The sequence below is a fragment of the Dyadobacter sp. 676 genome, from assembly GCF_040448675.1.
Taxonomy (GTDB): Bacteria; Bacteroidota; Bacteroidia; order Cytophagales; family Spirosomataceae; genus Dyadobacter.
Genome location: NZ_CP159289.1, coordinates 2,915,695 through 2,939,304 on the forward strand (window position 1 = coordinate 2,915,695; position 23,610 = coordinate 2,939,304).

General features: G+C 50.6%; 22 protein-coding genes, 1 tRNA gene and 1 pseudogene. 14 read left to right on the forward strand and 10 right to left on the reverse strand.

The annotated features are described in order from the left end of the window. Positions 1-313 precede the first annotated feature (313 nt). The 5 genes from ABV298_RS13080 (at position 314) to ABV298_RS13100 (ending at position 6,335) form a co-directional block, all read left to right on the forward strand. On the forward strand, positions 314-2,740 hold the full coding sequence (locus ABV298_RS13080) for a gliding motility-associated C-terminal domain-containing protein (protein ID WP_353722532.1): 2,427 nt from the start codon (positions 314-316) through the stop codon (positions 2,738-2,740). Positions 2,741-2,867: 127 nt separating this feature from the next. Continuing rightward, a complete protein-coding gene (gene fabD / locus ABV298_RS13085; protein WP_353722533.1) occupies positions 2,868-3,746 on the forward strand; it encodes an ACP S-malonyltransferase in 879 nt (292 codons plus the stop codon). Between the two features lie 66 nt (positions 3,747-3,812). Beyond that, positions 3,813-3,883: transfer RNA gene (locus ABV298_RS13090), tRNA-Gln, on the forward strand. A 245-nt stretch (positions 3,884-4,128) separates the two neighbouring features. Continuing rightward, the gene (locus ABV298_RS13095; protein WP_353722534.1) at positions 4,129-4,737 is read left to right on the forward strand and encodes a TetR/AcrR family transcriptional regulator; all 609 of its coding nucleotides are present in this window, start codon (positions 4,129-4,131) and stop codon (positions 4,735-4,737) included. A 95-nt stretch (positions 4,738-4,832) separates the two neighbouring features. After that, on the forward strand, positions 4,833-6,335 hold the full coding sequence (locus tag ABV298_RS13100; protein ID WP_353722535.1) for an oligosaccharide flippase family protein: 1,503 nt from the start codon (positions 4,833-4,835) through the stop codon (positions 6,333-6,335). A 4-nt stretch (positions 6,336-6,339) separates the two neighbouring features. Here ABV298_RS13100 and ABV298_RS13105 read toward each other — a convergent pair whose 3' ends face one another. Next, the gene (locus ABV298_RS13105; protein WP_353722536.1) at positions 6,340-7,086 is read right to left on the reverse strand and encodes an ATP-binding cassette domain-containing protein; all 747 of its coding nucleotides are present in this window, start codon (positions 7,084-7,086) and stop codon (positions 6,340-6,342) included. 22 nt (positions 7,087-7,108) lie between these two features. After that, positions 7,109-7,837, reverse strand: a complete 729-nt coding sequence (locus ABV298_RS13110; RefSeq protein ID WP_353722537.1) for an ABC transporter permease — start codon at positions 7,835-7,837, stop codon at positions 7,109-7,111. A gap of 62 nt (positions 7,838-7,899) precedes the next feature. Between ABV298_RS13110 and ABV298_RS13115 the strand changes: the two are divergent. The 3 genes and pseudogenes from ABV298_RS13115 to ABV298_RS13125 all read left to right on the forward strand — a co-directional run bounded on the left by ABV298_RS13115 (position 7,900) and on the right by ABV298_RS13125 (position 10,366). Further along, positions 7,900-8,611 (forward strand): annotated as a pseudogene (locus ABV298_RS13115) (SDR family oxidoreductase). A gap of 74 nt (positions 8,612-8,685) precedes the next feature. Next, positions 8,686-9,594: an ROK family protein gene (locus tag ABV298_RS13120; protein ID WP_353722538.1), complete on the forward strand. Its 909-nt coding sequence runs from the start codon at positions 8,686-8,688 to the stop codon at positions 9,592-9,594. Positions 9,595-9,655: 61 nt separating this feature from the next. Further along, a complete protein-coding gene (locus ABV298_RS13125; RefSeq protein ID WP_353722539.1) occupies positions 9,656-10,366 on the forward strand; it encodes a glycosyltransferase family 2 protein in 711 nt (236 codons plus the stop codon). 82 nt (positions 10,367-10,448) lie between these two features. Here ABV298_RS13125 and ABV298_RS13130 read toward each other — a convergent pair whose 3' ends face one another. The 3 genes from ABV298_RS13130 to ABV298_RS13140 all read right to left on the reverse strand — a co-directional run bounded on the left by ABV298_RS13130 (position 10,449) and on the right by ABV298_RS13140 (position 13,786). Further along, positions 10,449-10,886 (reverse strand): hypothetical protein, encoded by a 438-nt coding sequence (locus ABV298_RS13130; protein WP_353722540.1) that lies wholly within the window; start codon positions 10,884-10,886, stop codon positions 10,449-10,451. Positions 10,887-10,973: 87 nt separating this feature from the next. Next, on the reverse strand, positions 10,974-11,972 hold the full coding sequence (locus ABV298_RS13135) for a hypothetical protein (RefSeq protein WP_353722541.1): 999 nt from the start codon (positions 11,970-11,972) through the stop codon (positions 10,974-10,976). Between the two features lie 2 nt (positions 11,973-11,974). Continuing rightward, a complete protein-coding gene (locus ABV298_RS13140; protein ID WP_353722542.1) occupies positions 11,975-13,786 on the reverse strand; it encodes a carbohydrate-binding protein in 1,812 nt (603 codons plus the stop codon). Between the two features lie 336 nt (positions 13,787-14,122). Between ABV298_RS13140 and ABV298_RS13145 the strand changes: the two genes are divergently transcribed. From ABV298_RS13145 to ABV298_RS13155, 3 genes are all read left to right on the forward strand, one after another. Beyond that, positions 14,123-14,413, forward strand: a complete 291-nt coding sequence (locus tag ABV298_RS13145; protein ID WP_353722543.1) for a helix-turn-helix transcriptional regulator — start codon at positions 14,123-14,125, stop codon at positions 14,411-14,413. Between the two features lie 197 nt (positions 14,414-14,610). Beyond that, the gene (locus tag ABV298_RS13150; RefSeq protein ID WP_353722544.1) at positions 14,611-15,447 is read left to right on the forward strand and encodes a hypothetical protein; all 837 of its coding nucleotides are present in this window, start codon (positions 14,611-14,613) and stop codon (positions 15,445-15,447) included. Beyond that, a complete protein-coding gene (locus ABV298_RS13155; RefSeq protein ID WP_353722545.1) occupies positions 15,416-15,985 on the forward strand; it encodes a hypothetical protein in 570 nt (189 codons plus the stop codon). The genes ABV298_RS13150 and ABV298_RS13155 overlap by 32 nt, the downstream gene beginning before the upstream one ends. Before the next feature lie 87 nt (positions 15,986-16,072). Here ABV298_RS13155 and ABV298_RS13160 read toward each other — a convergent pair whose 3' ends face one another. The 4 genes from ABV298_RS13160 to murB form a co-directional block, all read right to left on the reverse strand. Next, on the reverse strand, positions 16,073-17,008 hold the full coding sequence (locus ABV298_RS13160; RefSeq protein WP_353722546.1) for a T9SS type A sorting domain-containing protein: 936 nt from the start codon (positions 17,006-17,008) through the stop codon (positions 16,073-16,075). A gap of 1 nt (position 17,009) precedes the next feature. Continuing rightward, positions 17,010-18,113, reverse strand: coding sequence for a sialate O-acetylesterase (locus tag ABV298_RS13165; protein WP_353722547.1), 1,104 nt, complete (start codon positions 18,111-18,113; stop codon positions 17,010-17,012). A gap of 82 nt (positions 18,114-18,195) precedes the next feature. After that, the gene (locus tag ABV298_RS13170) at positions 18,196-19,431 is read right to left on the reverse strand and encodes a hypothetical protein (RefSeq protein ID WP_353722548.1); all 1,236 of its coding nucleotides are present in this window, start codon (positions 19,429-19,431) and stop codon (positions 18,196-18,198) included. 3 nt (positions 19,432-19,434) lie between these two features. After that, positions 19,435-20,451, reverse strand: a complete 1,017-nt coding sequence (gene murB / locus ABV298_RS13175) for a UDP-N-acetylmuramate dehydrogenase (RefSeq protein WP_353722549.1) — start codon at positions 20,449-20,451, stop codon at positions 19,435-19,437. Between the two features lie 141 nt (positions 20,452-20,592). Here murB and ABV298_RS13180 point away from each other — a divergent pair, with 141 nt between their 5' ends. Together ABV298_RS13180 and gmd are read left to right on the forward strand one after the other, a co-directional pair. After that, positions 20,593-21,129 (forward strand): SPOR domain-containing protein, encoded by a 537-nt coding sequence (locus ABV298_RS13180; protein ID WP_353722550.1) that lies wholly within the window; start codon positions 20,593-20,595, stop codon positions 21,127-21,129. A gap of 76 nt (positions 21,130-21,205) precedes the next feature. Next, on the forward strand, positions 21,206-22,318 hold the full coding sequence (gmd, locus tag ABV298_RS13185) for a GDP-mannose 4,6-dehydratase (protein ID WP_353722551.1): 1,113 nt from the start codon (positions 21,206-21,208) through the stop codon (positions 22,316-22,318). A 60-nt stretch (positions 22,319-22,378) separates the two neighbouring features. On the opposite strand, the gene ABV298_RS13190 is transcribed toward gmd, so the two are convergent. Beyond that, complete coding sequence (locus ABV298_RS13190) at positions 22,379-22,843, reverse strand: thioredoxin family protein (protein WP_353722552.1); 465 nt, start codon at positions 22,841-22,843, stop codon at positions 22,379-22,381. Between the two features lie 150 nt (positions 22,844-22,993). On the opposite strand from ABV298_RS13190, the gene yihA reads away from it, so the two are divergent. Then, on the forward strand, positions 22,994-23,602 hold the full coding sequence (gene yihA / locus ABV298_RS13195; protein WP_353722553.1) for a ribosome biogenesis GTP-binding protein YihA/YsxC: 609 nt from the start codon (positions 22,994-22,996) through the stop codon (positions 23,600-23,602). Positions 23,603-23,610 lie beyond the last annotated feature (8 nt).

Below are 23,610 nucleotides of genomic sequence, written 5' to 3' on the forward strand. Positions count from 1 at the left end.
GAGGGGGCGGCTAATGCGCAGAATAGTGTATTCTTTACTATTGGCCCCGTCAGACCCGGTCAAAATTCTATTATCGACGTTAGAGAAGCACCACGCATTCAGCCGATTCCCAACATTGGCAACAACACAACACAGAACACGTACATTATCAATTACACATTTCCCAGCGCTGGTCAGTACCGCATTTCCTTTGAAGAAGACAACCGGAACAACAACGTACTGAACATCGGCCCCCCCGCCGACGCAGAACCTCAACTTCTATGTCAGCACGATCCTGGAAATCAATTCCAACTTCGGACAGAACCAGACGCCCGTGCTCCTCAATGCCCCTATCGACGTGGCCGCGGTAGGCCAGCGTTACATTCATAACCCCGGTGCATTCGATGCCGATGGCGACAGTCTTGCCTATCGCCTGTTCGTACCGCAGCGAAGCGGTGTAAATGGTTCGGGAATTAACTTGCAATACAAAGACCCCAACATGGTAACGCCTCCCGGCACGACCGAGGCTGGCGCTTCACCGGCCACCTTCAGCATGAATAAAATTACTGGGGACCTGATCTGGGACGCGCCGGTTACGAAAGGCTATTATAACGTGGCGTTCGTCGTGGAAGAATGGCGGGACGGTGCGCTGATCGGGCAGATCGTCCGCGATATGCAGATCATCGTCGAGGACGCGCGGAATGACAGGCCGCGGATGCAGCCCATACCGGATATTTGCGTGGAAGCCGGGACGCTGATCAACCAGCCGGTCACGGCAACCGACAAAAACGGCGATAAGCTTACATTAACGTCGTCCGGCGGGGTCTATGAGGCTTCGCTGATTCCGCCTGCTGTGGCGAAGTTCACCGTTGCCCAGCAAGGAGCGCAAAGCACCGTTACCGGTTTGTTTACCTGGCAAACTTCCTGCGGACACATCCGGCTCGAACCTTACGACGTACTCTTTAAAGTGGAAGATGCCCCTGGCCCGGCGGTGCCCAATCCTTCGCTGTTCAGGAAGCTGGTAGATATGACCACGGTGAATATCCGGGTTTACGGACCTAAACCCACCGGTTTGAGGGGAACGGCCGTGACGGATCCCACGGGCACGGCCTACCGGCTCACCTGGGATGCCTACAAATGTCAGGTTGCGGGAGCCAAGATCGCCATTTACAGAGCGGAAAGGTGTACCGATCTCCCCGAAGACGTGTGCAGCCCAGGCATTCCCGCCGGTTCGGGCTATCAGGAAATCGGAAGGGTGGATGTGAACCAGACCACTTTCCTGGACAACAATGCGGGCGAAGGACTTCGTCCGGGCGTTTCCTATTCCTACCGCATCGTGGCCATGTTCCCAAGGCCGGGAGCAAACCCCGGCGATCCGGGATATCTGATCGGTGGAGGTGAAAGCCTCGCGTCGGCAGAATACTGCCTCAACCTGCCGATGGCAATGCCGGTAATCACCAATGTGACCGTCGATTCGACCAGCACCACCAAAGGCGTCATTACCATCAAATGGACCAAACCGGCCGTAGCCACCGGAATGCCTGCACAGTACCGGCTCTTCCGCGCAACCGGCCAGAACGGCTCTGCATTCTCCCAGATCGCCGCTATTAACACCAACCTCGCCCCAGGTTCCCGGGACACGATCTTCGTGGACAGAAACCTGAATACCGAAGCAAACGCATACAACTACAAGCTCGAATACTACACAACCGTGAACGGGCAGCTTACCAAATTCGACGAGACCGAAACGGCAAGCTCGGTAAGGCTCGAACAGGATGCGGCGCAGCCCAATCAGATCGGTTTGAAATGGAGCGCGCTCGTGCCGTGGAGCAACAACAACCGCGTGCACAGGGTCTACCGTGAGGACAAAACCCGGCCGGGTACCTTCAACCGCATTGCGGAAGTGTCGGTAAGCGGGCCGCAGTCATTTAACTATGTCGACGACGGGACCGATAAATATGCCGCCGACGGAACGGTCAATGTCACCATCGCCAGGGATTCCACTTATTGTTACAAAGTGGAAACCGTAGGCTCCTATAACAACAGCCAGATCAGGCCTTCGGTACTTTATAATTTCTCGCAGATACTTTGCGTTTCCTCGTCCGATACTACAAAGCCCTGCCCGCCGATATTGACCCTCGACCCGCTCAATTGCGACTCGCTCAGGGCACATCCCGAGGCTTTCTGTACAACCACGGGTTTTACCAACCACCTTACCTGGGAATATCCCACCCAGGCAGGCGGCCGCGATTGTGACCCATTGGTGACCGCTTACAGGGTATATTATGCAAGATATCAAGGCGACGCACCCACACTGGTTGCTACTGTAACTACCCCTCCATCGCCACTGCAAACTTCCTACGATCATGAAGGGCTCACCTCCTTTGCAGGTTGCTATTATGTAACGGCCGTGAACCGGTTCGGCAGCGAGAGTGCGCCCAGCAACACCGTATGCCGCGACAATTGTCCGATGTACGTGCTGCCCAACGTTTTTACACCAAACGGCGACAATAAAAACGATATATTCCAGCCTTATGAATGCCCCGCATTCGTGCAATCGCTGGAATTCAAGGCTTTCAACCGATGGGGTGTCCAGGTGTTCTCCACCAAAGACGTCAACATCAACTGGGATGGTAAAACCAATGGCGGAAAAGAGCTCGCAGCGGGGCAATATTATTATGAAGTGACCATCTATTTCGAGTCTTCACAAAGGCAAAGCACGCCGGTCACCATGAAAGGATGGGTGCAGCTGCTGCGATAGAAACCAATCATAGGCAGAAAGGGCAACACAAATTGCCCTTTTTTCTTTCACATCGAAGTATTTCCTTTGTAGCCCGGTTTTTGTACCGGGCTTTTTGTTTCACCATGAACAACCTTAAATCATCCATATGAAAACGGCATATGTTTTCCCTGGTCAGGGCTCGCAGTTCAAAGGAATGGGTCTGGACCTTTACCAGAGCTCCGATTCCGCCAAGGCGCTGTTTGAAAAAGCCAATGAAATCCTTGGCTTCGAGATCACAAAAATCATGTTCGAAGGCACTGAAGAGGAGCTAAAACAGACCAATGTGACCCAGCCCGCGATATTCATCCATTCGGTAATCCTTGCGAAAATCAACCCCGACTTTTCGCCTAATATGGTGGCAGGCCACTCGCTGGGCGAGTTCTCCGCATTGGTAGCCGCAGGAGCACTTTCCTTCGAAGACGGCCTTTCGCTCGTGGCTAAACGTGCCGCGGCCATGCAGAAAGCCTGCGAAATCCGGCCGTCCACGATGGCCGCGATCCTGGGTCTGGCGGATCATGTGATCGAAGAAATCTGCGCAAGTATAACGGACGAGATCGTCGTGCCTGCCAACTACAATTGTCCGGGGCAAGTCGTCATTTCCGGCACCATCGAAGGCGTCGAGCGCGCGAATGAATTGCTGAAAGCGGCCGGCGCGAAGCGTGCATTGGTACTACCTGTAGGCGGGGCATTCCATTCGCCGCTGATGGAACCGGCACGCGAAGAGCTGGCGGCGGCCATCAATGCAGCCCAGTTCGAGCCGCCCATCTGCCCCGTTTACCAGAATGTGAATGCCAAACCGGCTACCGAAGTGACCGTTATCAAAGAGAACCTGATCTCTCAATTGACGGCTCCCGTAAGATGGACGCAGTCGGTAGAACAAATGGTGGCCGACGGTGCGGAAGTTTTCGTTGAATCGGGACCAGGCAAAGTTCTGCAAGGCCTTGTGAAAAAGATCGCTAGCACTGTAGAGGTAAAAAGTATTTAATTTTTTTCTCAAAACACTTGACACAATACAGGACTCCCATTACTTTTGCACCACTGTTTACGGTCTTGGCCGATGGTGTAATGGTAACACAGGACATTTTGGTTGTCTTATTCAGGGTTCGAGTCCTTGTCGGCCAACAGTAATCGAAGAGCTCATTTTTCAATGGGCTCTTTTTATTTTCACCCCTTCCTGCCCCGTCCTTAGAATAAATCCAAATTTCCCGGTTCGGGTATCGGTCCGATAGCATTTCGGTCCATTTGCGACCGTAAGGTGACATTAAGGAAACCTTTTTAAAAATTTGGTTACTTAATGTAACTTTTCTGCTATAAAATTTGGATATGAAATGTTACATTTACTATGTTTTAACCTAAACAGCACCCATATGAAAATAGTAGAGAAAGTTAAAAAACGTGATCGCGAACGCACGAAGAGTAAAATACTCAAGGCGGTAGGCGAAGTAATTGAACAATATGGTACGGAAAAAGTCGGGGTAAACCTGATTGCTCGTACCGCCGGAGTCAACAAAGTTCTGATTTACAGATACTTTGAAAGCGTGGACGGCCTGATGGAACAATACGTCAGGTCAGGAGAGTACACATCAACCCTCAGCACCGATTACATCGACAACATCCCCGAGCTGACACCCGACGAACGAAGCAAGGCTCTCACGTCCCTCATGCACACCTTCACGAACGATCTGCGCCAGCGCAAAGCCACGCGCGACCTGCTCCGCTGGGAGATCGGAACCGGAAAGTCGATGCTTTCCGACGCCCGCAACCAGATTGCGACGCGAATCCTGAACAAAATAGGCGACCTGCCCTATTATAATGACACCAGCGCACTGATCGCATTCATTTCAGCAGGTATTTATTTTTTGACCATCTCCTCTGATTATCGTGAAAAAATGCTTGACGTGGACCTTCAAACCGACGAAGGATGGAAGCGTATCGAGCGCGTAGTCGACAGTATTATCTCGGACGTCCGAGGTTGACGATAAAACTACCGGCCCTTCCCGCTAAACGGGGAGGGTCTTTCCTTTTATTGGCAGTTACTATCCTATATTTGCGGTGGAAAATCCCGCATTGAATGAGCGTACTGAAAAAACTGGCCAGTGAAACCGCCACTTACGGCATCAGCACCATGCTGGGCCGCTTTTTGAATTACCTGCTGGTGGCACTGCATACTAAGCTCTTCGAACCTCAGCAAATCGCCGCCCAGGGGCAACTCTTTGCTTATGCCGGACTGGCCCTCGTGCTCTACACATTCGGTATGGAAACCGCCTTTTTCCGGTTTGCACGTGAAGAAAAGGACCGGAAACAATATTACGACCTCATATTGAGTGCCGTGATCGTGGTGAGCCTTGTATGCTCTACGCTCATGTTTGTATTTGCGCAACCGATCGCCGAACTGATCAGATACCCTGAATCCGCGGCGATCGTGAGGATGTTCGCGATTATTATGGCTACCGACGGCATCGTATCCATTCCCTTCGCCCGACTGAGACTGGAAGGCCGGGGCAAAAAGTTTGTGGTTATCCGGGTTACCAATATCCTCATCAACATTTTCCTGAACCTGTTTTTCCTGCTCGTTTGTCGCGATATCCACGCAGGAAAATATCTCGGATTCCTGCAACCGGCCGTCGACCTCTTTTATAACCCGCTGCATGCGCCGGATTACATCGTACTGGCCAATCTTATCGCCAACCTGGCATTCTTCTGGATGCTTCGGAAGGAATTCGCCGATTTCCGGTTCGTATTCAACAGCAATTTGTTCAGGCCGGTGTGGGTTTACGCATTTCCCGTGATGGTGATGAACGTCGGCGGCGTGTTGAATATGCTTTTCGACCGTGCGTTTATACAATTCCTGCTTCCCGAGGGCTTCTATCCCGGCCGCAGCAACGAAACCGCGATAGGTATTTACGTGCAATGCTACAAGCTGTCGATCTTCATGAACCTGGCGATACAAGCATTCAAGTACGCGGCTGAACCCTTCTTCTTTTCCAAAGGCGAAGACAAAAATGCCCCTCCGGTATTCGCGAAGGTTACCAAATATTTCATCATCGTGTGCGTGCTCATGTGGGTAGGCATATGCCTGAACCTCGACTTGTTTGCCGAGTTGTTCCTTAAAAAGAAGATTTATCACGAAGGCCTGGGCGTAGTGCCGTGGCTGCTGGCAGGTTACCTGTTCCTGGGTGTTTATTACAACCTCGCAACGTGGTTCAAACTGACCGACAAGACCGAATATGGCACATGGCTCACACTTACCGGCGCTGGCATTACCATCGTGACCAGCTTCGTGCTCGTGCCTCAGATCGGCTATCACGGTTTCGCCATTGCATTTGCATTGTCGGGCTTTATAATGCTTGCGCTCTGTTATTATTTCGGGCAAAAATATTATCCGGTGCCATATGATATCCCCTCCGCACTGGGCTATATCGGCGGGGGTGCGCTGCTGATTTACGCTTCCTCGCTGGTCAAAATCCCGGACCTGTGGATTTCGGTGCCGGTACATATGGCCATATTCGCGCTGGCGGTAGCCGTGGTATTCGTACTCGAACGGAAGAATATCCCTGCGCTGCGGAGACGCTAAGGGGTCATTCCTGCATTTCGCGGAGTAATTTATTCGAAAACAGAAATTCTTTGAGCTCAGGGACATTCGTTTTGGTAATGTCGGTGTTCACCCCTTCCCAAAGCTTATTTCCCTGATAAAGGAACATAATATTCTCGCCGATCTCCATCACCGAGTTCATATCGTGGGTAATGATGATGGTCGTAATCTTGTATTCCTCGGTAATCTCCTTGATCAGTTCGTCGATTTTCACCGAAGTCAGCGGATCGAGCCCGGAGTTGGGTTCGTCACAAAAAAGGTAAGCGGGGTTCATTACAATGGCCCGTGCAATCCCCACACGCTTTTTCATCCCGCCGCTGATCTCCGACGGCATACGCTTCGCCGCCGCTTCCAGCCCTACCCTTTGCAGGCAGAATGCAACCCGCTCCCGTTTTTCTTCCGGCGTTTGGGTCGTTAGCATATCTAAGGGGAAACGCACATTTTCTTCCACCGTTTTGGAGTCAAACAATGCTCCGCCCTGGAACAGGACGCCCATTTCGCGGCGGATCGACTGCTGGGTATCCTTGTCGCAATGGTAAAAATCACGTCCGTTGTAGAGCACATTCCCCTGATCGGGTTTCACCAGACCGATCATGCATTTCAGCAACACGCTCTTGCCGGTGCCGCTGCCGCCGATGATCAGGTTCGTCTCGCCTTTCCTGAACTGCGCCGAAATGCCCTTTAAAACTTCTTTTCCGTTGAATGCCTTATAAATATTGTTGATTTCGATCATTTTGTGGTCCGGTTGAAAGCGCTTACAAAAGCAGCTGTGCGAGCAGGTAATCGGCGATAAGAATGGAAATACAACTGTTGGTCACCGCTTGTGTGCTTGCCTTACCCACCTCCAACGCACCGCCCGACGTAAAAAATCCCTTGAAAGAAGAAATCGAGGCGATCAGGAAGCCGAAGACGAATGGTTTTACACACATAAAAAATATGTTGTAAGGCACGAAAGAGTCGCGGATTCCGTAAAGGTAATCGCGCTCCGTGATGACGCCCGTCAATGTCCCCGCCAGATAACCGCCCAGAATACCGAGAAATGCAGAAAAAATAACGAGCATCGGAAATGTAATCATAGCGGCCACCACTTTCGGCAGCACCAGGTAGGAGGATGAATTGATCCCCATTACTTCCAGCGCGTCGATCTGTTCGGTAATGCGCATCGTGCCCAGCTCGCTCGCAATATTGGACCCGACTTTACCGGCCAGGACGATACAGGTAATGGTCGGTGCAAGTTCGAGGATCTCCATATCGCGAACGATGAGCGCCACCGTTGAGATCGGGATAATGGGGCTGACGAGGTTGTAGGCCGTCTGAATACAAGAAACCGCCCCGATAAACGTAGAAACGATCGCCACGATGAATATCGAACTCACGCCGATGCCTACGCATTCCTCCATCAATCTCCGCCAGTAAACCGATAATTTCTCGCCCTTCCCGAACAGTGTCCCTAAAAAAATGAAGTATTTACCGATTACAGACATGATATCTTAATTGTATTCAATATTTTCGGGAAAATTAGGTAAAAAAAGAAGTAATCAGAAAAATGAATCCATTAGCGGTTGTAACCGGTGGAACAAAAGGGATCGGAAGGGCAGCGATAGAAAAATTTTTAGCACAAGGCTTCGACGTAATCACCTGCGCAAGAAACGAGAGCGACCTGCTCGCACTGCAACAAACATTCAGTCAGAATTTCCCCCCAATCCAAACTGACTTATTTAACGGCCGACCTTTCAGTACGGACCGATGTGGATGCTTTCACCGCATTTATCCACAAACATCCGGCACCTGTGGAGGTACTTATCAACAATACCGGCGTATTTATTCCCGGGCAGGTCCACAACGAAACGGAAGGTACGCTGGAAAAGACGATCGAGACCAATCTTTACAGTGCTTACCACCTCACCCGCGGGCTATTGCCGGGCATGATGGAGCGCAAAAAGGGGCACATCTTTACAATCTGTTCCACGGCGAGCATTATCGCATACCCGAACGGCGGGTCGTACTGCATTTCCAAATTCGCATTGTACGGAATGACCAGGGTGCTGCGCGAAGAAATGAAGCCGCACGATATACGTGTGACGGCTATCCTTCCGGGCGCGACGTACACCGACAGCTGGAAAGGCACCGACCTGCCCGAGGACCGCTTCATGGATTCCGCCGATGTCGCCGAATCGATCTGGGCCGCCTATACCTTGTCTTCCAGGGCAGTGGTAGAGGAAATTTTGATCCGCCCCCAACTGGGAGATTTGGATTAATGAGTGAACAGTAAAGCAATTTTACTAAATTGCCGCATTTTTAAAATTATTTATTAAACCCATATTTTCATTTCATGGAACAATACCTCGGTATAGACGTGGGCGGTACAAACGTAAAGATGGGGATCGTTGACGCTACGGATGGAAGAATCTCGAATTTTTACAGTCACGATACCGCCAGCTGGCGCAGCTCCGGGCATTTTATAGACAGATTAGGGGATGCCATCGCACTGCAGCTGGTTGAATATCCCGAAGTCAAAAAAGTAGGGATCGGTGTTCCGGGGCTTATTTCCCGCGACAGGACCACGCTGATCGAAATCACAGCAATTCCCGAAATCGACGGGATCACCATTGTTCCGGATCTGAAAGCACGTTTCCCCCAGCACGATTTTTACCTCGAAAACGACGCGAACGCGGCGGCACTGGGCGAATACTATTTTGGAGAAGACAAACTTCCGGAAGACTATATTTTCGTAACCCTCGGTACCGGCATCGGCGGCGCCGCTATTATCGATAAGAAAGTATTCAAAGGTGGCGGCGGTAATGCGATGGAGCCTGGCCACGTTCCTTCCAAAAACGGAAAAGTCCTTGAACGCAATATCGGAAAAAAGGAATTGCTGGATATGGCCAATGCGATGCGCGCCGCCTATACCGGCACTACGCAATTGCCGGCCGACGGCACCATTTCCACCACAGGGCTCGTAGCCGCGGCATCGGCAGGCGATGAGCTGGCGAAAGCCGTTTTCCACGAAATGGGTTACCTTCTCGGTGAAGGGCTGGTATCGATGGTACGCATCCTCGACATTACAACAATTTTGATCGGTGGTGGTATTTCTGCTTCATTTGAGTTTATTTTGCCGGCGATCAATGATCGTTTCAAATATTGGCTCACGCCCTACTACCTGAAAACCATCAACATCAAACGCGCCACGCTCGCCAACGACGCCGGATTGCTCGGAGCGGCTTCGCTTTGTTTTGAATAACGAATAACCCCGATACAATAAAGATTCACTCTTAAACAGTCGTACATTTATTTTTCCCCTGATGAAATTATCGGTTATCGTTCCCGCTTACAACGAAGAAAAGACAATCCGAAACGTGCTGGATAAACTCAAATCCGTTGAACTGATAGGCAATTTTCAGAAGGAGATCGTAATTGTGAACGACTGTTCCGCCGACAACACGGAGGCCGTTGCTAAAAGATTTATAGAAGAGAATCCAGGGCTGGAAGTAGCCTATTTCCGGCATGAATACAACCAGGGGAAAGGAGCAGCATTGCACACCGGCATACGCCGCGCAACGGGTGACTATATCATCGTGCAGGACGCCGACCTCGAATACGATCCCCAGGAATTCAATATATTGCTAAAACCGGTTATCGAAGGATATGCGGATGTGGTGTATGGCTCCCGCTTCATGGGCGGAAGACCACACCGCATCCTGTTTTTCTGGCATACGATCGGGAACAAGTTCCTGACATTCCTGAGCAACATGTTTACCAACCTCAACCTGACGGACATGGAAACATGCTACAAGCTCTTCCGCGCCGATATTCTCAAAAACCTCAAACTGGTTGAGAAGCGCTTCGGCTTCGAGCCTGAGGTAACGGCCAAAATTTCCAAAGTACCCAAAATCCGGATTTACGAAGTCGGCGTTTCCTATTATGGCCGCACGTATGATGAAGGTAAGAAAATCAACTGGAAAGACGGCTTCCGGGCGCTGTATTGCATTGTACGGTACGGTTTAGGAGGCTAATTCCGACGCGTCTTACACTTTTATCGTTACAAATCCGTAGCGACAGTAATCCCGCTATTCCGATTATCGCTGAAACTGCCTTCTAAATATCCAGCAGCGCCACATGGATACCGCTTCCACATACGGTGCCGGTGTAACTTTTAATAGGGTTGGTCGGATGTTTGATCTCGATACTGTGCCGGAGGTTGTCGGCGTACATATTAAAGTAATATAAAACCATCTTGTTGCCTGAAATACGACACCGCGCAATCCCTCTTTTGGCGAAGTAGGCACCCACGATATCACAGCCGGTCGGTTTCCGGTCGATCCACGCATTGCCGTCGAGGCGATAAGAGCAATAGTAGGGCGTCCCACTTGCGACCATGCCACCAGTCTGCATCCAGAGCAAATTCCCGAAATAGGTGTAATCGCTGCTGACCGCCAGCGGCGAATAAAAATCCTGCGGCGGCAAACCCACACCTAACTGATAGTAATATGGAAACGTGGACGGGCCACCGGCATTAGGCCTCCAGTAATCCATACTTTGATGCACCGGTTGGTAGTACCCAATCGGCTTCTTGCCCGCGGGTTGTTTCAGGAATGTTCCCCAATCGACGAAGATGTTTCCCTATTCATGCGCGAGAAAGCCCATGAGAATCTGGAATGCGGGATCATGCACAGGTTTATCTGCACGGAAAAACGTGCCTTCCGGAAACGTGACCTTGTCGGGGAACGACTCGGGAGCCCATTCGTGCTGGTTATAAAAGAACATACCGGTGTACTTGCCGAGCTTTTGCCAGAGCTCCATACAAAAGAGCGTATTCATAGCCTGCCCCGGATTGAGGTCGAACGCCCCAAAGTAAATGCCCTCCACGATGGTATTGGTGCGCGATAATGTACCGCCGGGATGAAACAATGTTTTCATCTGCCATTGCGACGGGTCCTGCGTGTACATTACTTCCCAGTCGGCCTGGGTTTTCGAGGTATTGCCGAGGTAATAAGGACTTGTCGTGAAGTAGTTATGGCAGAGAAAAAACGGCTTTTGATCCTGTGCTTTCTTCGCTTCGTAAAGGCCCGCCAGCTCATCATAAAACGAATGCCACATAGGCTTGTCGGCCGGCATGAACGGAAAGTTTTCCATCGTCTCACCGATCCAGAGATTGGACGCGTTGCCGCTATTCCAAATCTCGTGCGCCTTCGCGCGTGCCTCCGCGTCCGTGAGTGGGCCATTGGGCCAGCATTTTTTGTTGTACCCATCCACCCATTCTTCCTGCCCGCCGCAAGCGAGCCCGAAAATCCCTTGCGTGGTAGGCACACCATTGTATTCCTTATCCGGATAAGTGTTCCTGAATGTTGCCAGCGAGCCCTCATTACCGATCTCAATCCGATTATAGTGCGTGCCGCCTTTCGCGAACGTCTGCGCCCACGTATACGATTGCTTCGTAGGGGGCTTTACCAGCACATGCCCCGCAGGCATGGTAATGTTCGGGCTCGACTCCATGAATCCGGGGACCTGTGATATCGGGTCGTAGCCGGTGGGAATGGTGTTCTTGAAAGTAACCGGTACAATCTGGGCATGAAGGGTCAGGGCACTCAGGAGCACCCCAAAGAGAATGAGTTTTTTCATAGTCAGTTAAAAATAAAAGTGGTGAGACCTCCCCTTGCGCCGGGCGCCAGCTGCGCGACGGCGTCGTTTTGATAATAGTAATTGCAGCCTTCCGGCGGGCATGGCCAGCGATTGAGCGTGTCCAACCCGATCTTCGTCGCCATCTTCACAACCCGGCCCGGGCTGCTCGACTGCCAGGGTTCGTTGGTAAGATTGGCCCCCGTCCTTAACCATTTATTTCCGATAAAATAGGACCATTCATAACCCGCCGGCAAATTCACTGTGCCCAAATCGTTCAGCAACCAGCCTCCGGGGTTAGCCGGATCGGGGACAATCGATAATGTAAGAATTTCAGGAAAACCGCTGGATGAAACCTTGGGCACCAATGCGGGAACCGCACAGTTGGCCGCCTGGGCGACAGTAAAAGTATTGGACTGCCCACTGGCACAGGCACCATTGGTACTGAAAGCGGCGTAAGCACCCGTATTAGCCGTTGTTATTGACGGGCCGTTTCCAACAGGCGACCCGTTCAACAGCCAACTCACGTTACCCGTGTAACCGGAAGCCGTTAGTGTGACCTGCTGATTCGTCGCCGGACAAACAGCCGTTCCGGCCGTTAGCACAACGGATGGCTTAATACAAGTAGTTGCGCAACCGGTAATGGATAAGCCGACGAAATTACTGGGCCCCGCATGCGCGCCTACGCCTGTGTATTGTCCATGCCACGACGCGTTTACAACTCCGTCGACGGCGTATTGCCAGCCCATTCCAGCCACATTCGGATCCGAACCGAATGCCGTTCCGGAAAGCTTGATGATGCCGCTGTAAAACTCTATCTCGCGCAACTCGCCATATCCGGCGGGGCTCGCGGCATAACGCACGTGCTGGTAGGGCGTCGCATTGGGAAATGTAAATTCCTGCCAGCTACCCGTCGCGTTCACACTGATCATGTAAATGTCGGTCCAGGTCGAGCCGTCGTTGGAGCCCTGGATTTTCGCTCCATTGAGCCTGCTAAAATCGGCCGTACGCCAGTGCAACCTCACTTTGTTCATAACCGCGCAGGTCTGAACGTCAGCCGCGACGCAGATTTTATCCTGCCGGCAACTCCCGCCGCCGGTACCGGCTATCTTCAGGGTAGAAACACCCGCATTCAGACTCACGGCAAACGTATGTTCCGTATACGCAATATTCCACGAGCCCGAATTCGGTAACGCAATGCTTTGTGCATTGCCGCCGTTGACCGTCACATTCACTACCGGTGCCACCGACGAGTAATAGCGTAACGTAACCTGGTAAACCCCCGCTGCGGGAACATTCACGATATAATCGACAAAGTGATTGTACTGGTTTTCGGCACCGCGCGTCTGACCGTTCGAGGCGTTTGGATCACTCGTAACAGGGCCATTGGCACCAGACATCGATTCCGCCTCGAGGCACTGGCTGAATGCATCGGCGGCTGTCCCTCGCAGGACTTTTTCCGTTGGATTCCGGTCGTCAACCGCAATGGCAAGTTCTCCGCGGTAGAGAAACCGGTCGATAGTTACGGAATGCTTTGTTCCCCGCAACAGCATAAATTTCCTCGAAGAGGGCCTGGATACGAACTTGCCTGTAAGCCGGTATGTCACTTTATCGCCCGGTCGCAACAATTTAGCCGAAACCGCATGGTAATAATTACCGGCCGTTTGCAAAAAACCATCCGGCAAAACTACCTTCAAAACAAACTCGCCATCCAGCGAAACCGGGGATAATCGCAGGCCCGAAAGGTCGCGTAGCGTACATTGGATGTCGATCGAAAACTCTTCGCCGACCATTACCACGGACTTATCCGCAGACATTGAAAACAAAACGGGGTCGATGTCTGCCTGGTCCTTATTTATAAAGCTACGTGCAAATAAATGGTTTGCGTGGACTAAAAGCAGACAGGCCAGAACGCATCCGGCTAAATGAACATTAGTGTGCATAACGAAATAAGTAAAGTTGTTTCCGTAAAACTATCTGGATCGTTTTAATTCACCTATTTCATTAACCCTTCAAAATTTCATGTCTCACACCTCAATTTTTGATGGGTTTTTATTTTAAATAAAACAAATAATTTTGCGCCTGTGCCGGATTACTTCTCGTGATTCCGGCAGCTAAACCCTCTTCAAACCAACACTATCATCACGCTATCTATGACCCCTGTATCAGCGAATGCTTCCATACTATTGGCCGACGATTACCAGCCAATTAATCAGAAATTACTTCAACTCACCGACCGAGAATGGGAAGTGGTATCCTTCATGGCCGATGGCCTCACCACCGCCGAAATAGCCGAATGCCTCGTTATCGAGCGGAAAAGCATTGAAAATTACAAGCGAAGGATCGGTAAAAAGCTGGAAATCACCGGCCGAAGTAACCTGATCAGGTTCTGCATTGTAAACCGGGATTACCTGCGGAAGCTCTACATGCTGGTCCGTAAATAAATACAGCATTTACATTCCACAAATAGCAATCAGCCGGATGTCAGCCGGTTGATAATCCAAATAAGTAATACACACATTATTCTAATTAAATGCGATATAAAACACTTTACATATATACAATCGTATATCTGCTAATTCCCAATGTCATTTATTATTCCTGCTGGACCAAACCGGCAATTGCGTTAATCGGAATTGTATTGATATTTTATATTTCCTATAAAAATGTTTCGTGGGAGATTGGGTTTCGTAAAACTTTTATCGATTTAAAAGACCTGAGCATTGCATTGATTGGGGCGACAGTGCTGACGTTGGCATCGGGTATCACCGGGTTTGCGTTCCAGACCATGGACCATTGGTGCCACAACGCGAAATTTCAGGAGCTTCTGCAAAACGACTGGCCGCTTCGTTTTCCAGCAAACCGACCGGTAATGGCCTATTATTTCGGTTATTATCTGGTCCCGGCTGCCTTCTCCAAACTGGCGGGCCACATTTCACAGGCTGCGATCCTGATCTGGACCGGCCTGGGCGTTACGCTCGGATTGTTGTGGATATACATATCACTGGGGCATAAGTGGTGGGCCGCGTTACTGGTGTTATTTGTGGGCGACTTCCCCAGGCTTTTTAAAAGCATTATGGCGCATTTGTCCATTCAGCTATACCGGTACGAAGAGATTGGCATGGAACATTGGTCGAACCTCGAAAATCTGTTCTGGGCTCCGAATCAGTTTATTCCTTCGCTGATCCTGGGGGGGAATGCTTTTCCATGCGATCCGCCACCGACTGGACTACGCCCTTCTTTGCTTTCCAACGGCGCTGGCACTTTGGTGGGCAGCTTTCCCCGCATTGGCGATAGGTTTGATCACCGCGTTGCTGCTGGTTTGTCAATGGATACGATGGGGTATTTCTTTCCAGGCGTTTTTCGAACGGATCATGCTTCCCTTCTTCGTGGCGATTCCGGTGCTGGCGCTATTCCAGTCGCATCCGCACCCGCCCGAAAATGGGTTGATCTGGGAATTCCGGACCGACGCGGGTAATTTGCTGCGTGAATATCTGGCCAACACGGTGACGGATGCCCTTCTCTTTGTAATTGTATTCCAGGTATGCCGGCGAATTGATTTGCCAGGCATTCCGGCGGCGCCTTTCTGGTTGCTGATTTCCCTTGCATTGCTGTTTCCGCTGGTCAGGGTTGGAAAAGTAAACGATATGTTACTGCGCGGAATGATGCCGGTTCTGATCCTGATCGGCTGCTGCCTCGTCTATCCGCTCACTGCGCAGCCATTGCCCAAAGTGCTTATGGCATTGCGGGGAAAAGCGGTTTGCATAATTATTGTGCTGGTGCTATTGTTTCCGGCGTCGATAGGTATCGGGCGATTTTATCGTGCAGCCAGATTTAACCGGCTAACTGCCTTGTGGAGCCCGGTGAGTTCGAAATTTGTTCCGATTCCTTATAATGCCTATCCCAGCCTGTATGAAACGTTACGGCAACGATGGTCGCGGCAGGAGGCGGAGCAATATCTGGGAAAAACTGATTCCTTTTACGAAAAATATATCGCGCCACCCTTAGATCCGTAATGTGGCCTTCCGTTCAACCCTAATATTACAAATCGGTCGCCTCATGGTGGCGTCCAATGCCGTGAAATGGCCTAGTCTATGGACAACTTACCGCTTGATAAACTTCTGTGTAGCCCGGATCCCATTCTTTTGTTCCACCTGCAACAGATAAATTCCAGCCGGCCATTTAGCGATATTCATCTCCCAGTTCTTAACAGCCTTGTATTCCGAGCGGATCCGCGACTGGCCCGTGGCGTTGAATACCTCTATCACGCCGGATTCAGGATTTCTAAATCCTACTTTCAAAATATCGTCAACCGGATTCGGGTAAATCTCCCAGGTCAACTCCCTGCCGTTTTGCTCCACACCCAAAATAGGGGTCAGATCAACACGCGCGGTTGCATAAGCGGATTGTGAAATGTCGCTGACGGCCTGGATGCGATAGGTATAAGTAGCATTGATTTCTATGTCCTTATCTTCAAAAACCAATGTTTTCGAATCGACGTTTTCCAGCAAAACGTAAGACATAGTGTCGGCAGTCTTCTTTTCGAGCACATAGCCCGTAGCACCCTCCACCGCCTTCCATGACAGGATTACAGAGTTGAACGTCCGGTTGGCCGAAAGCTCCACATTCGGAAGCAGCGTGCCTATGCTCACTTTATCGAAAGAAAACGCGCCCAAATTCCGCTTGTTCCGCAAATAAGGGCCGGTGTAAATGGCGATATTGAACGAAAAAGGTTCGATCAACGGCAGATTATCGGGATAGAACGACGGCAGGTAGCTCAATTTGGTCGCATTGGACGGCTCTTTAAGCGTAAGCGTGACCCGGTTTCCTTCCGCTTTTCCAGCCGAGAATGCGGCTTTCTTTTCGTTTCCATCAAGGTAAAAGAAATTTTTAAGGCTTAAAACCAGCGGCTTGCCATCCTGGCCGGTCACAGTCGAGTCGGCGGGCCATTTTAAATCCTGGCCTTCGTCGAATATGAGCACAATCTCCTTTTTCTCAGCATTGGTATAGAACGCTTTTTTGATATCCGGGCATCTCACATTATCCGAATCTTTTAGACCCGTAGATAGTCGGGGCAAAAAAGCGGTACATTCTCCGCCCAAATTCCTCGTAGCCCGGCCTGTGATAATGCACGCCGTCATAATCGGGCGTGCCAATGGCCGTGAAATGATCGGTTTTAGGGTAGAGATACTTCGTTCTTCTCAGGAAATCGCGTACCGATCCCCCCACACGGTCGGCGGCATCGCCACGGAGGATGATCAGATTAGACTGGACCACCACAAATTGTTCCACCTGGGGATAATCCTCCTTCCAGAAGTTGTAAAGCTGGTCATATTCTTCGGCATAATTGCCGATATTTTCAAACACTTCCTGCTCGCCGTGCATCCAGATAAATGCACGGATCCGGGCCGGATTTGCCACACGAACACGTTTCAACAAACCGCCGTAGAGCGAAAAACTCGTCGGATCCCTGGGGTCCCGGTTTAAAAACTCACTCAGTTTTTTACCGGGAAGCGATCCGTTGATGACGCAAGTGGGAATGCTGTCGCGCTCAAGAATCTCTTTTTGCATTTCGAGACCCCACGCCCCTACGTACGTCCACGACCAGGCCGCGGAAGTCCATAGCGTATCGCCGGGCGTTATCGCAGCGTTCCCGTCGGGAATCCGGGCGACCGTGCGGGCATATTTACTGGACCATGCCCCAAAAATGGTGGCTGCCGCATTGGATTGGCCGCTGATTACATAGAAATCCCCTGCCACTATGTCGTTGCGGCGTACGATCAGCACGGAGTCGGCCTCATGGCAAGCGTATACTTCAAATGAGTAATCCGCCATTTCCGCCTTTATTCGAGGCTTCATGCTGAATGTACCGGTCGTGCCGGCGCCGTAAGTGATCGTGGATTTCTGGTAGCCGGTCCGCACGTTGTTCCTGAACGTCACCACCGACATGTGATCCCATCCGGCCAGTTCGATGACCCCGGAAATGGGCACATCGGCCAGATTATCGTCGCCGCGTGCATAAAGCTGCATGTCCCTGGGCAACTTGTCGAAAACAACCGAAAAGAAACGCTGGGCATAGGAACCGCCGGCAACGCAGCATAGAAGAATGCAAAAAAGTAAGGATTTCAGGTGTGTAAAATTCATTTCATTAACAAACTGTTTTCGATGCCGTTAAGCCTCTGCCTTTCCCCGGCCGCGGAGCAGGCAAACGGTCATAAATATATCTTTAATATTTCATATTCAATGGCGCCGGTTCATTTTCGGGACGGGTTGCCGACGGCAGCCAATGTTCGTCATACATTGCCAGGAACCATAGCACCATGATCATTGGCAAGGAGTACTTATCCCACGACAACTGCGCCTTGCCCAGCAGTAGCACATTCAGCAAATACACCCATGTGGCAAGGTTGAAACGCGGCGATACAAAACGAACCAGCGTAACGAGCATTAATATCCCGAAAATCACCTGTTTCGGCAAGCCACTGATACCGATTTTCATCAGCAGTTCATCGACATAACCCAGATACGGCCAGGTAAAATAAGGGTTATGGGCTTGTTTGGCAGGGAAAAACATAACGATCGCAGCGACCACCGCCAGGAAACCAATAAACATCAGCGGATGCCTGCGCGGATATTCCAGGTAATGCGTAAAACGGCGGGTAACGAGGGTTTCGGGCACAATGTAATACACCGCCACGACGACCGACGCGTACATTAAATAACCAAAGTTATATTGCACCAGCTTATCCGAATCGTAATGCTGATCGGCCATTACCGAGGCCGGCGCCGGGCCGTGCCAGATGACCACCCAAGGCACAATCGCCAGTACAGCCAATGCGTACCAGACCCACGTCGTATCGAAAAATACGCTTTTAATCAAAATCGCCGGACCTGCATTCCATTTTACATTTTTGAAAACTTCATAGGCCAGAATTGCCGCCGGGAATGCGAGCATATATTGCCGGCAGCAAATGGCCGCCACGAGCGAGACGAATGCCACCCAATGCCGTTTCCGTAAATACGCGATCACACCGCCCAGCGTGAAGATCATCGCAAAAATGTCGGTGTAATAGTATACGCTCACCAGATAGTAGTTCGGGAAAATGAGCAACCCGCCCAGGCAAAGCCAGAAACGCCCGGTATTCCGGGGGCTGTACCAAACGAAGAGCATGAGCAATGCAAAACTGGTAAACGCGGTAAGCAGACGCAGATTTTGGATATCCTTCCCGAAAATATCGAGCACCCATCCACCGAGAATGAAAGGAACGGGCGTATTCAACTCGTTGTAGGTTTGAAGCAGATTAAGCGATGGAATCGGTTCCTTGCTGAACAAAACCGCCGTGGGGAGATAATGATGCTCGTCCTGATAAAGAGCCACCGTAAACCGCTCTTTCAGAAAAAAAACAACGATGAATACCGCGAGCAGGGCAATTGATGTATATAATTTTTTGTTCCGCGCCATTGGTTAAATAAAATTGACTTCTGCGTTGAGGCGGATTCCGAACTTGTCTGCCACGGATTCCTGTATTTTTTCGGATAATGCCTTGATTTCAGCCCCCGTGCCGCCGCCGTAATTGACCAGCACCAACGCCTGCCGCGCATGCACGCCGATAGCCCCGTCGCGGTAACCTTTCCAACCCGCCCTTTCGATCAGCCAGCCAGCCGGCACCTTAATGGTTCCTGCATCCACAGGATAACCGGGCAGCTCCGGAAATGTTCCTTTCAATTCGTTAAACTGAGTAACCGGTATTTCGGGGTTTTTGAAAAAGCTGCCTGCATTGCCGATCTCGGCCGGATCGGGCAGTTTACTGCGCCGGATGTGCATAATCGCCTCGCTGATGTCGCGGATGGTGGGGGTTTCCGCCCCCATTTCCTGCAAAGTTTTTTGCACATCCCCGTACGCGACGTTCAAAACGGGCTTTTTGCTGAGCCTGAAAGTAGCGCCAGTGATTAGATATTTATCCTTCAACGTTTTTTTGAATACACTTTCACGGTATCCGAACCGGCACTCGGCATTCGTAAAGACACGCTTTGCACCGCTTTCCATGTCTACGGCTTCCACCGACTCGATCACGCTCTTGATTTCCACACCGTAAGCCCCGATATTCTGCATCGGCGCCGCGCCCACCGTGCCGGGGATCAGTGAGAGGTTTTCCACACCGCCATAGCCTTTTCCCACACAATACATCACGAATTCGTGCCAAACCTCCCCGGCACCCACTTTCAGCACGATCTCCTCTTCATTTTCTTCGATCATATCGATCCCTTTCAGGCCAGGGTGGATCACCAGGGCGTCGATATCTTTCGTGAGCAGGATATTACTGCCTCCGCCGAGGATAAATTTCGGGGTTCGCTTCCATACGGGATCACGCAAAATGGCTGTTAATTCTTCGACGGACCGCACATTTACAAAATACCTGGCAGCGGCATCGAGCCCGAATGTATTGAGATGACGAAGTGAAACGTTGGATTGTATTTGCATTGAAAACAGGAATAAACCGGGTAAAGTTAGGTATTACATTCAAAATTAAGCGGTATGGTGATTCATCCAATTTTGATTAAGTTTGTGGGCTCAGTTACAATGGTTCAGGATATGACGCTAAAAAAGAAATTTTTATGGGCCTTGCATCTTGGCATCATTCTGATTTCGGGTTGTAGCAAAAAGTCGGTGGTGAGCTCGGGTTCCGATTATAAGGAAGACCTTTCGACGGTCCGGCCACGTTACGAATATGTGGAACCTGCCGTCGTAACCCGCCCGGAAGCGACAGCGCCCCCAAAGAGCAACAATGTCCCGAAAGGCGATGTGGATAAACCACTGTATGTCAACAGGAAACTGGAATCGGTGCTGGATACGCTGGCTAAGCAAAACAAGTCGATCCGGTATATCAATGGTTTCAGGATCCAGATTTATGTAGGCAATGTGAGGCAGGAGGCCGATAATGCCAAGTCATATATCTACCAGGCATTTCCGGACCTGAACCCGTATGTTTCATACACCCAGCCTACCTACCGCGTGAAAGTGGGCGACTTCATGTACAGGAGCGACGCGGAGCAATACCTGGATGTGATCCGGGAGCAATACGCTTCCGCCGTGATTCTGGCCGACAGGGTCGATATCAAGCGGAGCCTGATGATAAACCCGGCTTCCGACCATAACTAGGAGGCCATTGGACGCAATTTTTGTAAATACTTATTAACCGGATAATATTATCCACATATACATACTACCAAACAGAATGAAGAAAGCGCTAATTACAGGGATCACCGGCCAGGATGGCTCCTATTTGGCCGAGCTCCTTTTGAGCAAGGGATATGAAGTGCATGGTATCAAACGCCGCAGTTCGTTGTTCAACACCCAGCGGATCGACCACATTTACGAGGATCCGCACGAGAAAGACGTACGCTTTCACCTTCATTACGGCGACCTGAGCGACTCTGCGAATATCATCCGGATTATCCAGGAAGTTCAACCGGATGAAATATACAATCTCGGGGCAATGTCCCACGTTCAGGTGAGCTTCGAAGAGCCTGAATATACCGCTAATGTCGACGGCATCGGAACGCTCCGAATCCTGGAAGCGGTACGTTTGCTGGGACTTACCCACAAAACCAAAATTTACCAGGCATCCACTTCGGAATTGTACGGATTGGTACAGGAAGTGCCGCAGTCCGAGCGCACGCCATTCTACCCACGCTCGCCTTACGCGGTTGCCAAGCTTTATGGTTACTGGATTACGGTCAACTACCGCGAAGCATATAATATGTTCGCCGTGAATGGTATTCTTTTCAACCACGAGTCGCCATTGCGCGGTGAGACTTTCGTAACCCGCAAAATCACCCGTGCCGTAGCGCGTATCGCATTAGGCTTGCAGGACAAAGTGTACCTAGGTAACCTCGACGCTCAACGCGACTGGGGCCATGCCAAAGATTTCGTGGAAGCGATGTGGCTCATCCTGCAACAGGAAACTCCCGAGGATTTCGTGATCGCGACCGGCGTCACGACCCGCATCCGCGAATTTGTGAGAATGGCCTTCGCGGAAGTGGGTATCGAAGTGGAATTCTCCGGTGAGGGCGTGAACGAGATCGCGAAAGTGGTTAAATGCAGCAATCCGGAGTTCCAGGTTGAGATCGGTAAAGAAGTTGTGGCCGTTGACCCGCGCTACTTCCGCCCGACCGAAGTGGAACTGCTCATAGGCGACCCGACAAAATCGATTGAAAAACTGGGCTGGAAACCGAAATACGACCTGAAAGCGCTCGTCAACGACATGGTTACGGCCGATGTTCAGCTATTCCGCAAGGATCGTTTGCTGGAAAGCAGCGGCCACCGCGTTCCCAACTATTACGAATAAGATCGGTGCAAAAAGAAACCCCGCAGAGCCAATCTGCGGGGTTTCTTTTTGTATGTAAGATTAAATAGTCGGGTTTTTCTGTATCGATTTAGCCACCTTGATCAGGTCCTGGGGCTGCTGGTATCCCAGGAGCTGTTTCACCACTTTGCCTTTGCTATTGATAAAAAACAAAGTCGGATAACCTTCAATCGGGTACTTTTTGGCGAGCGCGGGCCCTTCACCGCTTTCCATATCTATTTTTACATTGATAAAATTCCCATTGAAAGCCGCCGCAACGTCGTCGCGTGTGAAAACATTCTTTTGCAGCAATTTGCACGGCCCGCACCAGGTTGTATAGGCGTCGAGGAAAATAACTTTATTCTCTTTTTTGGCTTGTTTAAGAATAGCCGACCACGAGCCCTCGGTAAACTGAATGCCCTTCTCGGCGTTTTTAGCCCCCTTTTTATATCCTTCCCCGGCGATCGCTACCGACATGGCCAGCATAAAGCCCAATACGGCAAACCCTAAATTCTTTAAATTTTTCATTTTCAACCTCTTTTATGATTTCAATATTGCATTAACGAAAATACGCCTTTGTTTTGTTTTACACAATTACAGCCCGCTGCCGCCCCGTGTCGTTTTGCGGATAAGAGCCCAAAAAGGGTAACTTCGCAACTTCATTAACATCATATCAACATGAAAGTTCAGGAAGCCCGCTACATAATGAGCAATTCTGATTACCGGAAATGCCCCGAGCCGATTCTTCCCGAATATGCGTTCATCGGACGATCCAACGTGGGTAAATCGTCGCTTATCAACATGCTGACGGGGAAAAAGGCATTGGCCAAAACCTCACAGCAACCGGGGAAAACGCAGATGATCAACCATTTTCTGGTCGATAATGCCTGGTACCTGGTGGATTTGCCCGGCTATGGCTATGCCAAAGTGAGCAAGGTGGAGCGCGATAAGTGGGAAAAAATGATCCACGACTACCTGCATTACCGCCAAAACCTCATTTGCACATTCGTGCTTGTGGATGTCCGCCACAGCGCCATGGTCGTCGATCTTGAATTTATGGCGTCGCTGGGCGAAGCGGGCATTCCGTTCGAAATCATTTTCACCAAAGCGGATAAACTCAAACCGGGCCAGATCGGCAGCCAGGTAGAAGCCTACAAGCGTAAAATGGGCGAATTGTGGGAAGAAATACCGAACATGTACGTAACCTCGGCCGAGAAAAACGAGGGCGGGGAACCTATACTGGCGGCAATAGAAACTTATAATCAGTCATTTGTGAACACAAAATAGCGAATCGG

Coding starts and splice junctions, on each gene's coding strand:
- fabD (WP_353722533.1), top strand. CDS start 2,868: ATGAAAACGGCATATGTTTTCCCTGGTCAGGGCTCGCAGTTCAAAGGA.
- ABV298_RS13095 (WP_353722534.1), top strand. CDS start 4,129: ATGAAAATAGTAGAGAAAGTTAAAAAACGTGATCGCGAACGCACGAAG.
- ABV298_RS13100 (WP_353722535.1), top strand. CDS start 4,833: ATGAGCGTACTGAAAAAACTGGCCAGTGAAACCGCCACTTACGGCATC.
- ABV298_RS13105 (WP_353722536.1), bottom strand. CDS start 7,086: ATGATCGAAATCAACAATATTTATAAGGCATTCAACGGAAAAGAAGTT.
- ABV298_RS13110 (WP_353722537.1), bottom strand. CDS start 7,837: ATGTCTGTAATCGGTAAATACTTCATTTTTTTAGGGACACTGTTCGGG.
- ABV298_RS13120 (WP_353722538.1), top strand. CDS start 8,686: ATGGAACAATACCTCGGTATAGACGTGGGCGGTACAAACGTAAAGATG.
- ABV298_RS13125 (WP_353722539.1), top strand. CDS start 9,656: ATGAAATTATCGGTTATCGTTCCCGCTTACAACGAAGAAAAGACAATC.
- ABV298_RS13130 (WP_353722540.1), bottom strand. CDS start 10,886: ATGGATTACTGGAGGCCTAATGCCGGTGGCCCGTCCACGTTTCCATAT.
- ABV298_RS13135 (WP_353722541.1), bottom strand. CDS start 11,972: ATGAAAAAACTCATTCTCTTTGGGGTGCTCCTGAGTGCCCTGACCCTT.
- ABV298_RS13140 (WP_353722542.1), bottom strand. CDS start 13,786: ATGTCTGCGGATAAGTCCGTGGTAATGGTCGGCGAAGAGTTTTCGATC.
- ABV298_RS13145 (WP_353722543.1), top strand. CDS start 14,123: ATGACCCCTGTATCAGCGAATGCTTCCATACTATTGGCCGACGATTAC.
- ABV298_RS13165 (WP_353722547.1), bottom strand. CDS start 18,113: ATGAATTTTACACACCTGAAATCCTTACTTTTTTGCATTCTTCTATGC.
- ABV298_RS13170 (WP_353722548.1), bottom strand. CDS start 19,431: ATGGCGCGGAACAAAAAATTATATACATCAATTGCCCTGCTCGCGGTA.
- murB (WP_353722549.1), bottom strand. CDS start 20,451: ATGCAAATACAATCCAACGTTTCACTTCGTCATCTCAATACATTCGGG.
- gmd (WP_353722551.1), top strand. CDS start 21,206: ATGAAGAAAGCGCTAATTACAGGGATCACCGGCCAGGATGGCTCCTAT.
- ABV298_RS13190 (WP_353722552.1), bottom strand. CDS start 22,843: ATGAAAAATTTAAAGAATTTAGGGTTTGCCGTATTGGGCTTTATGCTG.
- yihA (WP_353722553.1), top strand. CDS start 22,994: ATGAAAGTTCAGGAAGCCCGCTACATAATGAGCAATTCTGATTACCGG.